Annotated in this window: 9 protein-coding genes and 1 tRNA gene; 7 read left to right on the forward strand and 3 right to left on the reverse strand. The window is 72.1% G+C overall.

Annotated features, from left to right (window positions below):
* The first annotated feature begins 5 nt into the window (after positions 1 to 5).
* The 4 genes from nudC to ABCQ75_RS02840 are packed head-to-tail and all read left to right on the forward strand — an operon-like array spanning position 6 to position 4,046.
* Positions 6 to 1,112: an NAD(+) diphosphatase gene (gene nudC, locus ABCQ75_RS02825; protein WP_345883002.1), complete on the forward strand. Its 1,107-nt coding sequence runs from the start codon at positions 6 to 8 to the stop codon at positions 1,110 to 1,112.
* Positions 1,109 to 3,241, forward strand: coding sequence for an ATP-dependent DNA helicase UvrD2 (locus ABCQ75_RS02830; protein WP_345883003.1), 2,133 nt, complete (start codon positions 1,109 to 1,111; stop codon positions 3,239 to 3,241). The genes nudC and ABCQ75_RS02830 overlap by 4 nt, the downstream gene beginning before the upstream one ends.
* Positions 3,234 to 3,839, forward strand: coding sequence for a M48 metallopeptidase family protein (locus ABCQ75_RS02835; protein WP_345883229.1), 606 nt, complete (start codon positions 3,234 to 3,236; stop codon positions 3,837 to 3,839). The genes ABCQ75_RS02830 and ABCQ75_RS02835 overlap by 8 nt, the downstream gene beginning before the upstream one ends.
* 9 nt (positions 3,840 to 3,848) lie before the next feature.
* Positions 3,849 to 4,046 (forward strand): hypothetical protein, encoded by a 198-nt coding sequence (locus ABCQ75_RS02840; RefSeq protein ID WP_345883004.1) that lies wholly within the window; start codon positions 3,849 to 3,851, stop codon positions 4,044 to 4,046.
* Here the strand turns inward: ABCQ75_RS02840 and ABCQ75_RS02845 are convergent.
* Entirely contained in the window at positions 4,043 to 5,566 is a 1,524-nt protein-coding gene (locus ABCQ75_RS02845; RefSeq protein WP_345883005.1) for a zinc-dependent metalloprotease, read from the reverse strand. The two genes, ABCQ75_RS02840 and ABCQ75_RS02845, sit on opposite strands and share 4 nt — an antisense overlap.
* A 182-nt stretch (positions 5,567 to 5,748) precedes the next feature.
* Between ABCQ75_RS02845 and ABCQ75_RS02850 the strand changes: the two genes are divergently transcribed.
* The 3 genes from ABCQ75_RS02850 (at position 5,749) to ABCQ75_RS02860 (ending at position 10,293) form a co-directional block, all read left to right on the forward strand.
* Positions 5,749 to 6,867, forward strand: coding sequence for a YlbL family protein (locus tag ABCQ75_RS02850; RefSeq protein ID WP_345883006.1), 1,119 nt, complete (start codon positions 5,749 to 5,751; stop codon positions 6,865 to 6,867).
* A 237-nt stretch (positions 6,868 to 7,104) separates the two neighbouring features.
* Positions 7,105 to 10,077: a UPF0182 family membrane protein gene (locus tag ABCQ75_RS02855; protein ID WP_345883007.1), complete on the forward strand. Its 2,973-nt coding sequence runs from the start codon at positions 7,105 to 7,107 to the stop codon at positions 10,075 to 10,077.
* 142 nt (positions 10,078 to 10,219) lie between these two features.
* Positions 10,220 to 10,293: transfer RNA gene (locus ABCQ75_RS02860), tRNA-Met, on the forward strand.
* Positions 10,294 to 10,388: 95 nt separating this feature from the next.
* On the opposite strand, the gene ABCQ75_RS02865 is transcribed toward ABCQ75_RS02860, so the two are convergent.
* Together ABCQ75_RS02865 and ABCQ75_RS02870 are read right to left on the reverse strand one after the other, a co-directional pair.
* A complete protein-coding gene (locus ABCQ75_RS02865) occupies positions 10,389 to 11,189 on the reverse strand; it encodes a PspA/IM30 family protein (RefSeq protein ID WP_345883008.1) in 801 nt (266 codons plus the stop codon).
* Positions 11,190 to 11,240: 51 nt separating this feature from the next.
* A complete protein-coding gene (locus ABCQ75_RS02870) occupies positions 11,241 to 13,316 on the reverse strand; it encodes a TPM domain-containing protein (RefSeq protein ID WP_345883009.1) in 2,076 nt (691 codons plus the stop codon).
* Positions 13,317 to 13,420 lie beyond the last annotated feature (104 nt).

Genomic DNA, 13,420 nt, shown 5'->3' on the forward strand with positions numbered 1-13,420 from the left:
GGAGCATGACTTCCGGCTCCCTCCCCGCCCGCAGCGCGGCAGATGTGAAGACCGCCACTGCCGGCGCCCCTGCCGGCGGAGCCGCCGCGGTGCCGGGACGGGAGGCCGGCCGCCTCTCACCGACCCTCCTCCCTGTCGCGCCCTCGCCGATCGACAGGCGCAGCGAGGAGAGGGCCGACGCCGGGTTCCTCGCCTCGCTCCTGCGCCAGCCGGGCACCCTCGCCGTCCTCGTCTCGCAGCGCCGCGCCGCGTTCACGGGCGACCGGCTGGCCTTCATCCCGGTCCGGCTCGTCCCGGCCCACTGGCTCGACGGCCTCGTCGTGTACCTCGGCCGCCTCGGCGAAGCACCCCGGGGACGGGCGACGGCGGACGCGGGCCCGGGTGCCGACGTCGTGCTCGTGGTGCTCCCCGAGCCGGTCGAGCCGGTGGCCGGCGTCATGTCCGAGGCGGCCGGCGAGGGCGCCGAGCTCCTCGACGCCGAGACCCACTGGGCCGGCTTCCGCGAGGCCGGCGCACACCTCGACGCGGTCGAGGCGGCCCTGCTGGTCGAGGCCACCGCCATCTCGAACTGGCACGAGGGGCACGTGCGCTGCCCGCGCTGCGGCGCCCCCACCGAAGTGGTCCACAGCGGCTGGGTGCGCCGCTGCCCCGAGGACGGCACGGAGCACTTCCCGCGCACGGATCCCGCGATCATCGTCACCGTGGTCGGTCCTGACGGGCGGCTCCTCCTGGGGACCGGTGCGCAGATGCGCTCGACCATGTACTCGACCCTCGCCGGCTTCGTCGAGCCGGGGGAGTCCCTCGAGCAGGCGGTGGTCCGGGAGATCGCGGAGGAGGTCGGGGTCCATGTCACGGACTGCCAGTACCTCGGGTCGCAGCCGTGGCCGTTCCCCGCCTCGCTCATGCTCGGGTTCACTGCACGCACCACCGACTCCGACGCCGCGCCGGACGGCACCGAGGTCGTGCGGGCCCGTTGGTTCGAGCGTGATGAGCTCCAGTCCGCGGTCCTCGCAGGCGAGGTCACGCTGCCCAGCCGCCTCTCGATCGCGCGCGCCCTCATCGAGCACTGGTTCGGCGGCGTTCTCGCGGAGCCTGCGGGGGAGCGCCGATGAGCGCGGACGCGGGTGACTCGCCCGCATTCGCGGAGGGAGGCCTCGAGGCACGCCTGCTCGGGGGGCTCGACGAGGAGCAGCGCGAGGTCGCCACGACCCTGCACGGGCCGCTGTGCGTGCTCGCCGGCGCAGGTACCGGCAAGACCCGGGCCATCACGCACCGCATCGCGTACGGCGTCCACACGGGCGTGTACTCCCCGCAGCGCCTGCTCGCCGTGACGTTCACCGCCCGCGCTGCCGCCGAGATGCGCAGCCGCCTGCGCGACCTCGGCGTCGGCGGGGTCCAGGCCCGCACGTTCCACGCGGCCGCTCTGCGCCAGCTGCAGTACTTCTGGCCCCAGGCGGTCGGCGGCGCCGTCCCCGGCCTGCTCGAGCACAAGGCCCAGACCATCGCGGAGTCGGCCCGCCGGCTCCGCCTGACGGTGGACCGCGCCGCGATCCGGGACCTCGCCTCGGAGATCGAGTGGGCGAAGGTCTCCATGCTGACCCCTTCGACGTACCTCGAGGGAGCCGCGGGCCGCGGCGAGCCGGGCGGCCTGCAGCCCCAGACGGTCGCGCGCCTGTTCCAGGCGTACGAGGACGTGAAGGTGGACCGGAACCTCATCGACTTCGAGGACGTCCTGCTCATCACCGTCGGCATCCTCCAGGAGGACCCCAAGGTGGCGGCGACGGTCCGCGACCAGTACCGGCACTTCGTCGTGGACGAGTACCAGGACGTCTCGCCCCTCCAGCAGCGGCTCCTCGAGCTGTGGCTCGGCGAGCGCGAGGAGCTGTGCGTGGTCGGGGACGCGAGCCAGACCATCTACTCATTCACGGGCGCCACCTCGGCGCACCTTCTCGAGTTCGGCAAGCGCCACCCGAGCGCCGCGATCGTCCGCCTCGTGCGGGACTACCGCTCCACGCCCCAGGTCGTCGGCCTGGCCAACGCGCTCCTCGCGGCCCGCCGCGCCGGCGGCCCCGCGGCGGACGCGAAGTGGGCACAGCCGCTGCGCCTGATCGCGCAGCGGCCGGCGGGCCCCGAGCCCGAGTACGCGGAGTGCAGCGACGACGAGGCCGAGGCCGCCGCCGTCGCCCGCCGCATCGGGGAGCTCGTCGCCGCGGGCACCGAGCCCAAGGACATCGCGGTCCTGTTCCGCACGAACGGCCAGTCGGAGGCGTTCGAGCAGGCGCTCACCGCGGCCGGGATCGGATATCAACTGCGCGGCGGGGAGCGCTTCTTCAACCGGCGGGAGGTGCGGGACGGCCTCCTGCAGCTGCGCGGTGCGGCCCGCGCCGCCGCGGACGACGGCGTGGCGCTGCCACAGAGGGTGCGCGACGTCCTGTCCTCGCTGGGCTACTCCGAGCAGGCCCCCACGGGCAGCGGTGCGACACGGGAGCGGTGGGAGTCGCTCGCGGCGCTCGTGGCGCTCGCGGACGAGCTCTCGGCGGCGCGCGGAGAAGGCTTCGGGCTCCCCGAGTTCGTCGACGAGCTCCAGGAACGGGCCACGGCGCAGCACGCGCCCGCCGTGCAGGGCGTGACGCTCGCGTCGCTGCACGCCGCGAAGGGCCTCGAGTGGGACGCGGTGTTCCTCGTGGGGCTGAGCGAGGGCCTCATGCCCATCTCGTTCGCGGACACGCCCATGACCGTGGACGAGGAGCGGCGGCTCCTGTACGTGGGCATCACCCGGGCCCGGGTGTTCCTGCACCTCTCGTGGTCGCTCTCGCGCACTCCGGGTGGCCGCGCGCACCGCCGGCCCTCGCGTTTCCTGGACGGCCTGCGCCCCGCCGGCTCGACGGCGTCGCACGCCCGGGCGGGCGAGCGCAGGGCGCGCCGCGAGCTCAAAGGTCCCACGGTCTGCCGGGTGTGCGGGACCATCCTCTCGACCGGTGCCGAGCGCAAGGTGGGCCGCTGCTCCAACTGTCCGCCCACGTACGAGGAGGCGACCTTCGAGGCCCTGCGCGCGTGGCGGCTCGAGCAGGCGCGCGAGGCGGACGTGCCGGCGTTCGTGGTCTTCACCGACGCGACGCTCACCGCGATCGCCGAGGCGCGGCCCTCGAGCCTCGGCGAGCTGTCGCAGGTCGCCGGGGTGGGCAAGGCCAAGCTCGACCGCTATGGCGAGGCCGTCCTGGAGCTGCTCCGTGGTGCGTGAGGCGGCGGCGGGCCGGGTTGCGGACCCGCCGGTCGAGGTCCGCCGCTCCGCGCGCCGGCGCAAGACCGTCTCCGCGTTCTGGGAGGGCGGGACGGCCGTGGTGGCCATCCCCGCCGGGTTCACGCGGGCGCAGGAGGCCCACTGGGTCGAGCGCATGGTGGCCAAGCTCCAGCAGCAGACGTCCCGGCGGCGAGGCCCGGCCGGGGACGATGCCCTCATGGAGCGCGCGCTCGCGCTCTCGGCCCAGTACCTCGGAGGGCGGGCGCGGCCTGCCTCGATCCGCTGGGTGACCAACCAGCAGCGCCGCTGGGGCTCGTGCACGCCCTCGCAGCGGACCATCAGGCTCTCCCACGAGCTCCAGGGCATGCCCGGGTGGGTCGTGGACTACGTGGTCCTCCACGAGCTCGCCCACCTCCTCGAGTCCGGCCACGGGCCGCACTTCTGGAGTCTCCTCGAGGTGTACCCGCGCCTCGCCGAGGCCAAGGCATTCCTCGCCGGAGCGGCGTTCGCCGCCTCGCGCGCGGCGCACGGGCCGGGGCCCGGAGACGGCCGAGGGGACCCTGACTGGGACCTTATCGACGACGAGGAGCAGGTCTAGAATCTCGCCATGAGCGAGCTCCCAGCCAGCTATCGGAAGTACCTCCAAGGGCGCGACCAGACGTTCATCGACACCGTCAGGCCGGTCCTCCAGCAGTCCGCCGCCGAGGAGATGTTCGGCGTGCGGGTCGTGATCGACCCTCACCTCCTCCAAGCACACCTCGACGAGCGGCTGCCGTTCGGCGAGATTGTCGAGGACGTCGACTAGGCTCGGGGCCCGCCGGCTTCCGGCCCGCCGTCCGCCGGCCCGTCGTCGTCCGGCTCGTTGCCCTCCGGCCCCTCGTCCGCCGGTCGGTCATCCGCGGGCCGGCCTGGCTGGGGCGCGTCGTCGTCCGCGGCGTTGACCACGGAGCCGGTGCCGTCTGGACCCGCGCCCTCCGGCCCGCTCTCGAATCCTCCGGCGAGGAGCTTCTCGAGAGCCTCGTCCACCTCCGAACCCTGTGCTTCGGCGAGGCTGCGGCGTGCCGCGAAGCCGCGCGGGTCGTCGAGGTCCTCGGCGGTGGGAAGGAGGTCGGGGTGGCGCCAGATGGCGTCGCGGCCGTCGGCGCCGCGCTCCTCGCCCAGCGAGTGCCAGAGCGCGGCGGCGTCCCGGAGGCGGCGGGGGCGCAGCTCGAGGCCCACGAGCGAGGCGAACGCGTGCTCTGCCGGTCCTCCCGTGGCACGGCGGCGGCGGACGGCCTCGCGCAGCGCGGCGGCCGAGGGCAGGACCTTCTCGGTGGCGGCGGCCGTGAGCTCGTCGACCCAGCCCTCCACGAGCGCGAGGGCGGTCTCGAGCTTGGCCAGCGCAGCGTCCTGCTGGGGCGTGCGCTGCGGCATGAAGACCCCGCCCTGGAGGGCCTCCTGGACGGACTCGGGGTTGCTGGGATCGATGTCCCGCGCAAGCTCCTCGATCTTGGAGACGTCGATGTGGATGCCCCGCGCGTAGTCCTCGATCGCCCCGAGGAGATGCCCGCGCAGCCAGGGCACGTGCATGAAGAGGCGGGCGTGGGCGGCCTCGCGGACGGCGAGGTAGAGGCGCACGTCGCCTTCGGGGAGCCCGAGCCCCTCGCCGAACTTGGCGACATTCGCGGGCAGGAGCGCCATCTCGAGGTCCACGAGCGGCACACCGATGTCCGAGGAGCTGACCACCTCGGCCGAGAGCGCGCCGATGGCGCTGCCCAGCTGCATCCCGAAGAGGGCGCCGCCCATGTTGGTCAGCATGCTCGATGCCCCGCCGAGCATCCCCTTCATCTGCTCGGGCAGCTGCTCGGTGAGCGCGCTCGAGAGCGCCGTGGCGATGCTGTCCGCGACCGGCTCGGTCAGCCTGCGCCACGTGCCCATGGTCGCCTCGATCCACTCGGCGCGGGACCAGCCGCGCCCGATGATCCCGGTGGACGGGAACCCGGTGACGGAGTCAAGCCAGATCTCGGCGAGCCGGAGTGCCTCGTCGACGTCCCGGTTCTGCATGGCAGACACCGAGGGGTCCTTGTCCGCGGCTGCGGTCCGGCGGGCGTGGTCGTGGGCGAGCTCCCAGTTCACGGGGCCGTCGCCGCCTGCGGTCATCATGGCCTGCACCTGCTCGAACATCTGCTGCAGCAGTGCGGGATCATTGGGGAGCCCAGCGGCCTTGGCGATCTCCCTCGGGTCGATCGGACCGGCGCCCTGCCCGCCCATGAGCTTGCCGAAGAGCTCGGACAGCGGGTCCTGGGGATCGTCGCCGGTGCCCGAGGGCTTGTCTGGAGTGGTCATGGTGCCGCCGATCACTGCTCGAAGACTGGGTGGTTCATCCTCACGGTACCCCGGTGCCGCGTGCGTGTCTGCGGCGGGGCCGCGGCTTTCGCTGTCGGCACAGCCTCCCCGGCGTGGGCGGCCTGGGGGCCGTAGGCTGGCCTGTGCGGCGGCGACCGGTCCGTGGCAGGGAGGGTGGCGAGGTGGCGGAGGCAGAGTTGGCCCAGGACGGCGGCCAGCGGGATGCGGGCAGCGCCCGCCGTGGCGGTGACGGCGCCTCGGGCCGGGGATTCGCCGCTGTCACATCCGCGGTTGCGGCCCTTGTCCTCGGCATGACGGTCGCGAGTGTCCCCGTGCCGTTCGTGGTGGAGTCGCCCGGGCCCGCCTACAACACGCTGGGGAAGCTCGACGGCGCGGAGGTCATCACGATCTCCGGACGCCAGAGCTACCCTGCCGCAGGGAACCTCGACCTCACGACCGTGTACCAGGAGGGCGGGCCCGCGAGCGACGTGAGCCTCCTCGAGCTTGCGCGCTCGTGGATGGACCCCTCCCGCATGATCCTCCCCGTGCGCGCGGTCTACCCCGAGGGCGTGACGCGGGACGAGGTGAACGAGCAGAACGTGGCGCTCATGAAGGAATCCGAGGAGACCGCCGTGGCGGCAGCCCTGGGCAGCCTCGGCATCGACTACGGCCAGCGGCTGCAGGTCGGCTCGGTCCTCGAGGGCTCGCCCTCGCAGGGCAAGCTCGAGGCAGGGGACAGGATCGTGAGTGTCGACGGCCGCGCGGTGCGGTCGCTGCCGGACGTCCAGCAGGCCCTCGCGGCGGGAGCCGGAGAACCGGCCGCCGTCGTCATCGAGCGGGCGGGGAAGCGGGCCACCGTGACGGTGGCCCCCGCGAAGCGCGAGGACCGCTGGGTCCTGGGCGTGGGCGTCGCGTACAGCTTCACGTTCCCGTTCGAGGTGGAGTTCGAGCTCGGACAGGTGGGCGGGCCGAGCGCCGGCCTCATGTTCGCGCTCGGGATCGTCGACGAGCTCACACCCGGCAGCCTGACGGAGGGCGCGCATGTGGCAGGGACGGGCAGCATCAGCCCGGACGGGAAGGTCGGCGCGATCGGCGGGATCGTGCAGAAGATGCACGGTGCCCGCTCCGCGGGGGCGACCCTGTTCCTGGCCCCTGCCGAGAACTGCGCCGAGGTCGTGGGGCACATCCCCGAGGGCCTCGCCGTCGCGCGGGTCGCGACCCTGGGCGAGGCGCGGGACGCAGTCGAGGCCTACGGGCGCGGCGAGGACCCGGCCCGACTGCCCCAATGCAGCTGGGGCTGAGCCCGGAGCGGGCAGGCCGGCCCAGTGCACGGCTGCCGGCATGCGATGACCGCCGAGGAGCCGTCGACTGCCGAGGAGCCGTCGCTGAATCGTTACCGGCTGCCCGCCGTCCGTGGGAACTGCACCGGAGTGCCGCGCGTGCTTGACTAGGGACAGCACAGCCCGTGCGCCGCACCGCGCCGCTGCCTCCCTGCCCCAGGGCGGGGTCGCCGGCACCACCGAACGACGAGGTACACCGTGACAACGCGCCCAGAAGGCAGCTACAGCCCGCTCAGACGACGGCGGGGCGCGCTCGTGCCCACCATCGTGATCGTGGGCGTGCTGGTGGTCGGCTTCGTCTTCTTCTCCCAGCTGTGGACTGACGTCCTGTGGTACCAGCAGCTCGGCTTCGTCGAGGTGTTCGTGCGGCAGAACCTCGCCCGGGGTCTCGTGTTCCTCGTCGCCGCCGGCGTCATGGCCGCCGCGATCTACGCAGCGATGCGCACCGCCTACCGCGCGCGTCCGGTCTACGCGCCCGACGGCGGGCCCCAGGACCCGCTCGTGCGGTACCAGGAGCAGCTCGAGCCGGTGCGGCGGATCGTCATGGCCGGCGTGCCGATCGTCTTCGGCCTCTTCGCCGGTGCGGCCGCGGCGAGCCAGTGGCAGAAGGTCGTCCTCTTCCTCAACCAGGTGCCCTACGGTCAGTCGGACCCGGAATTCGGGATCGACCTGAGCTTCTACCTCATGACCCTTCCCTTCCTCGGCACCCTCGTGGGGTACCTCCTGGGTGTCGTCGTGATCGCCGGGATCGCGGGCCTGCTGACCCACTACCTCTACGGCTCCATCCGCATCAGCGAGAGCGGGGTGTACACGGCCCGTCCCGCACAGCTCCACCTCGCGATCACGGGCGCGGTCCTGCTCCTGCTCGTCGCCGCGAACTTCTGGCTCGACCGCTACAGCTCCCTCTACGGCTCCGGCGGACGGTTCTCCGGGGCCCTCTACACGGACGTCAACGCGGTCATCCCCACCAAGGCGATCCTCGCCGCTGCTGCGGTGATCGTCGCGGTCCTCTTCATCGTGGCGGCGGTCGTGGGCCGCTGGAGGCTTCCGCTCATCGGCACCGCGATGCTCGTGATCACTGCGATCCTGGCCGGGGGGGTGTACCCATGGGCCATCCAGCAGTTCCAGGTGCGCCCCTCCGAGCAGAACTTCGAGAAGCGCTACGTGGAGCGCAACATCACCCTCACGCGTGCGGCCTACGGGCTTGACGGCGTCGAGGTGAAGCCGTACCAGGCCACCACCGACGCGACGGCGGGAGCCCTCCGCAAGGACGCCCAGACGACGGCGAACATCCGGCTCCTGGATCCCACGCTCGTGTCCTCGACGTTCCAGCAGCTCGAGCAGTACCGGCCCTACTACCAGTTCGCCCCCACGCTGAACGTGGACCGCTACATGGTCGACGGGAAGACCCAGGACACGGTGATCGCCGTCCGCGAGCTCAACCCCGAGGGGCTGAGCGCAAGCCAGCGCACGTGGTACAACCAGCACATCGTCTACACGCACGGGTACGGCGTGGTCGCCGCGTACGGCAACAAGTCCAGCTCGGACGGCAAGCCCGTGTTCATGCAGTCAGGCATCCCCTCGACAGGCGTGCTCGGCACGGACGAGAGCTATGAGCCGCGGATCTACTTCGGCGAGGACTCGCCGGAATACTCAGTCGTGGGAGCGCCGGAGGGCGCGGCGCCGAGGGAGCAGGACCGCCCGCAGGGCGGCACGGGCGAGGCCCAGTACACCTTCGAGGGCGACGGCGGGCCCCAGGTTGGCGGGCTGTTCAACAAGCTGCTCTACGCGACCAAGTTCCAGAGCACCGACCTCCTCTTCTCGGACGGCGTCAACGACGAGTCGCAGATCCTCTACGACCGCAATCCGCGCGACCGTGTCGAGAAGGTGGCGCCCTATCTGACGATCGACGGCAACATCTACCCGGCGGTCATCGACGGGCGTGTGAAGTGGATCGTGGACGCCTACACGACGAGCCAGTACTTCCCGTACGCGCAGCAGCAGCAGCTGCAGCAGGCGACGGCGGACTCCCAGACCGCGGCTGGGCGCACGAGCCAGCTGCCGGCGTCGAGCATCAACTACATCCGCAACTCGGTGAAGGCGACCGTGGACGCCTACGACGGCTCGGTGACGCTCTACGCATGGGATCCCGAGGAGCCGCTGCTGAAGACCTGGCAGAAGGTCTTCCCCAACACGGTCAAGCCCATCTCGGAGATGTCTGCGGGGCTCATCAGCCACGTGCGCTACCCGGAGGACCTGTTCAAGGTCCAGCGCGAGCTTCTCACGCGCTACCACGTCACCGACCCGGTCAGCCTCATGAAGAACGACGACGTGTGGAGCGTCCCGAACGACCCGACGGTCGCAACGGGCGTCAAGCAGCCTCCCTTCTACATGACGCTCCAGATGCCGGACCAGAAGGCGCCCTCGTTCCAGCTGACCTCGAGCTTCATCCCGCAGACGGTCGAGGGCGGCGTGTCCCGCGAGGTCATGTACGGATTCCTCGCCGCCGACTCGGACGCCGGTGCGAAGGCCGGAGTGAAGGGACCCGAGTACGGCAAGCTGCGGCTGCTCCAGCTGCCCACTGACACGCTCGTGCCCGGCCCGGGCCAGGTGCAGAACAAGTTCAACTCAGACCCCACCGTCTCGCAGGCGCTCAACCTGCTGCGCCAGGGCGCGTCGGACGTGCTCAACGGCAACCTCCTCACCCTCCCCGTGGGCGGGGGCCTGCTCTACGTGCAGCCCGTGTACGTGAAGTCCACCGGGCAGACCTCCTACCCGACCCTGCAGCGCGTGCTCGTGGCGTTCGGCGACAAGATCGGCTTCGCGCCCACGCTCGACGCCGCCCTCGACCAGCTGTTCGGGGGTGACTCCGGCGCAGCCGCTGGCGACTCGGACAAGAACGGCTCGGGCGGCAAGACTCCCACCCCTCCGGCCGGTGGGGGCACGGGTGGGGGCACCCCGAGCGCACAGGCCGAGCTCAAGGCGGCCCTCCAGGAGGCCAACCAGGCCATCAAGGACGGTCAGGCCGCCCTCGCGGCGGGCGATTTCGGCGCCTACGGCGAGGCCCAGAAGAAGCTGTCGGCTGCCATTCAGCGGGCCCTCGAGGCCGAGGCGGCAGCGGCCGGCACTCCGGCTCCGACGGCCACCCCGACGCCGTCGCCCACGCAGTAGCCCCTCGCTCCATGCCTGCGGCAGGTCCCGTCCTCCCGAAGGGGGCGGGACCTGCCACGGCGGCACCAACGCGGTCCGGCCGCGGCCGGCGGACGCTTCGATTTGGCCCCCTGTTCGCCTGTTGGTAGAGTTGGGACCACGCCGCGGGGTGGAGCAGTTCGGTAGCTCGCTGGGCTCATAACCCAGAGGTCGTAGGTTCAAATCCTGCCCCCGCAACTCCTGCAGAAGGCCCCGGTCCCTCGGACCGGGGCCTTCTGCCATGCACTGCCCCTCGCGGCGTCTTCGCGGAGGGGCGGTGCAGTTCCGGCGGCCTAGCGCGTGCCGAAGTCCCGCTCGCCCACCGGTTCGGCGGTGCCGGTGGTGGTGACCCCCGCGCTTCCGCCGTCGATGGCCGCGGGCGAGGCGCCCTGCTTGAGCGACGCGAGGCGTGCCTCGATCTCGGTCTGCTCGCCGAGGTCCTCGAGCTGGTTGAACTGGGCATCGAGGCTGCTGGCGGCGAGCTCCTGCTGGCCGCGGACCTTGGCCTCCTCGCGGCGGATCTTCTCCTCGAAGCGGCTCACCTCGCTCGTCGGGTCCATGATGTCGATGCTGCGGAGGGCGTCATGCACCTGCGTCTGGGCTGCGGCGGTCTTGCTGCGCGCCACGAGCTCGTTGCGCTTCGCGGTGAGCTGGTTGAGCTTGTTCTTCATCTGGTCCAGACCGCTCTTGAGGCGGTCCACGACCTCGGTCTGGGTCGCGATGGTCGGCTCGGCTGCCTTCGCCTCGTTCTCCGACGAGATCTGGCGCTGGATGGCCACCTTGGCGAGGTTGTCGAACTTCTGTGCATCCGTCTCGTTGCCGGCCGCACGGAACTCGTCCGCCTTCCGCGAGGCTGCAAGTGCCTTCGAGCCCCAGTCCTGGGCCGCCTTGAGGTCTTCGGCGTGGTCTTCCTGGAGCATGCGGAGGTTGCCGATGGTCTGCGCGATCGCGGACTCCGCCTCCGCGATGTTGTTCGTGTAGTCGCGGACCATCTGGTCCAGCATCTTCTGGGGGTCCTCGGCCTGGTCGAGGATGGCGTTGATGTTGGCCTTCGCGAGCTGCGCGATCCGGCCGAAGATGGACTGCTTGACCATGGTGCTCCCTTTCGTGAATCGGGTGTTCTGGCGTTGTGTGCTGTCCGCGGCCTAGAAGCTGCCGCCGTCGCCGCCGAAGTCGCCTCCGCCGCCGAATCCTGAGCCGAAGCCGCCGCCGTCGCCGCCCCAGCCCCCGCTGAAGCCGCCTCCGCCGCCCCAGCTGCCCTCGCCCCAGCCGCCGCCCTGATGGTGGTGCCCGCCGCTGAGGATGGAGTTGATGATGATGCCTCCGAGCACGGCGCCCGCGATCCCGCCGCCATCCCGCCGGCCCCCGAACATGCCGGGGTAGCCTCCGCCGTATCCGCCCCTGCCCCAGCCTGCGAAGGAGTCCACGTCGTTCTGCGCGATCTGGGCGGCCTGCGCGGCAAGGGCATTGGCCTGTTCGGCGTAGGCGAGGGCCGTCACGGGGTCGGTGCCCGCGATCGAGACGGCATAGTCGAGGTTGCGCTGCGCCTCGGCGAGCCGTGTGCGCGCCTCGGTGCCCACGCCGCCGCGCCGGGCGGCGATGTAGTCCTCCGCGGCGCCGATCTGCGCGCGCGCCGTGGCGAGCGCATGCTGCAGGGACGCCTCAGCGCGCTGTGCCTGCTCCTGGCGGTCCCGGATCCCGCTCAGGGCGGCGTCGAGCTGCTGGTGTGCCTTCTCGATGCGCTCGAGCAGGGCGATCGGGTCCACGGTGCCGGCGGAGAGCGCCTGCTCCACCTCCGCGACCACGGTCTCGACGCCGGCCACCACCCCGGCGAGCTCGGCGTTCTGGCCCGCGTCGGCCATTGCCCTGGCCTGTGCGGTGTCGGCGCGCGTCTCCGCGAGCGCCGAGCCGAGCTCGGAACGGGCCTCCCCGAGGGCCGCGGAGGCCTTGTCGATCGCGTCGAGGAGCACGCGGGCCTGCTGCAGGGCCTGCTCCGCCGCGCGCACCGCAACGGCCGCCTCGCTCGTGGATCCCGCGCCGAGCCTCTCCCGCGCGGTGGTCGAGGCATTGTCCACGAACTCGAGGCGCTCGGCCGCCTGGGCGGCGTTGTCGGAGACCTGCTCGATCGTGCGGCCCGAGTAGGCCGAGCGGAGATCTGCGAGGGAGGCCTCGGCGGAAGCGAGCCGAGAGCGCACGTCGCGTGCTCCGGCGTCGACCGTCTCGAGCGCGGCGGGCGCGTTCCTCTCCAGCTCGCGCAGCGCGTCGAAGTCCGCCTTCTGCTCGGCGAGCGAGGAGATCGACGCCTCGGACTTCCGGATGATGTCGCCGAGCCACGAGCGCTGCTGCTCCTCGGTGTCCGGGATGTGGTCGTCGAGCTGCTGCTGGAGCTTGAAGGACTCCGCGAGATGCGCCTTCGACTCGGCGAGCGCCTGGGTGAATGCGGCCACTGCCCCGGCCCCGTAGGCGGCCTCTGCGAAGCCGAGCTCCTGCTCACTCGAGCGCACCGCGTCGTCGGCGCGCACGAGCAGCCCGTTGGCCTTCTGGCGCAGGTCGGCCACGCTCATCGTGGCGAGGGGGTCGAGCCCGGTGGGGGCCCGTCCCACCGTGCCTGAGCGGGGTCCTGCGGGGGTGCGCCGCCTCGTGAGCAGGTAGGCGCCCGCTGCACCCGCGGCCACGATCCCGCCGCCGATGATCCAGGGAGTAGCGTCCGCGCCGGAGGGCACCGTGCCGCTGCCGCCGCCCGCGGCGTCCCCGAGGGCCTTGGCCGTGTCGATCGAGGCCTGCGCGAAGTCCGGCTCGCCGCCGGTGAGGTTCGGGACGATCGCGTTCTGGATGACGGCCGACCGCTTCGAGGAGAGCTCCCGGTTCTGGGAGCTGGTCGCGAGCTGGTACTGCCCGCCCGTGGCGACGGCGAAGAGCACGTCTTGCGTTCCCATTCCCTTGTCGGCAGCGACCCGCTGCGCCCAGGCGGACCGGTCGCCCGGGTTGGTGAACGTGTCCACCATGACGATGTACAGATTGACCCCGTGCTCGGACCTCAGCTCGGCGATGGCCTCCTCCACCTCGCCTGTGCGGGCTCCGAGCGCGCCCACGCGGTCCACGATGTTGGTGCCGGAGGGGATCGTGACCGGATCCGTCGCCCAGGCCGGGGCCGTGCCCGGCAGCAGCGCGATGAGGAGCGCTGCGAGGGCCAGTAGGAGGGTCTTCACCGTCGAACGCATGAGCCGCCCTTCGTCACGCCCGGGGTCGGGGGCCCCGGGTCCGCACACCCCCTGGCGCGTGATGGCCGGGCAGGCGTGGCGCGTCACCTCGATTCTAGGGGTGC

The organism is Sinomonas halotolerans, from assembly GCF_039615075.1.
Classification (GTDB): domain Bacteria; phylum Actinomycetota; class Actinomycetes; order Actinomycetales; family Micrococcaceae; genus Sinomonas; species Sinomonas halotolerans.

What these genes read in the sequence shown, in the direction of transcription:
- ABCQ75_RS02865 (WP_345883008.1), bottom strand. Translation starts at nt 11,189, where the DNA reads ATGGTCAAGCAGTCCATCTTCGGCCGGATCGCGCAGCTCGCGAAGGCC.
- ABCQ75_RS02830 (WP_345883003.1), top strand. Translation starts at nt 1,109, where the DNA reads ATGAGCGCGGACGCGGGTGACTCGCCCGCATTCGCGGAGGGAGGCCTC.
- nudC (WP_345883002.1), top strand. Translation starts at nt 6, where the DNA reads ATGACTTCCGGCTCCCTCCCCGCCCGCAGCGCGGCAGATGTGAAGACC.
- ABCQ75_RS02845 (WP_345883005.1), bottom strand. Translation starts at nt 5,566, where the DNA reads ATGACCACTCCAGACAAGCCCTCGGGCACCGGCGACGATCCCCAGGAC.
- ABCQ75_RS02840 (WP_345883004.1), top strand. Translation starts at nt 3,849, where the DNA reads ATGAGCGAGCTCCCAGCCAGCTATCGGAAGTACCTCCAAGGGCGCGAC.
- ABCQ75_RS02870 (WP_345883009.1), bottom strand. Translation starts at nt 13,316, where the DNA reads ATGCGTTCGACGGTGAAGACCCTCCTACTGGCCCTCGCAGCGCTCCTC.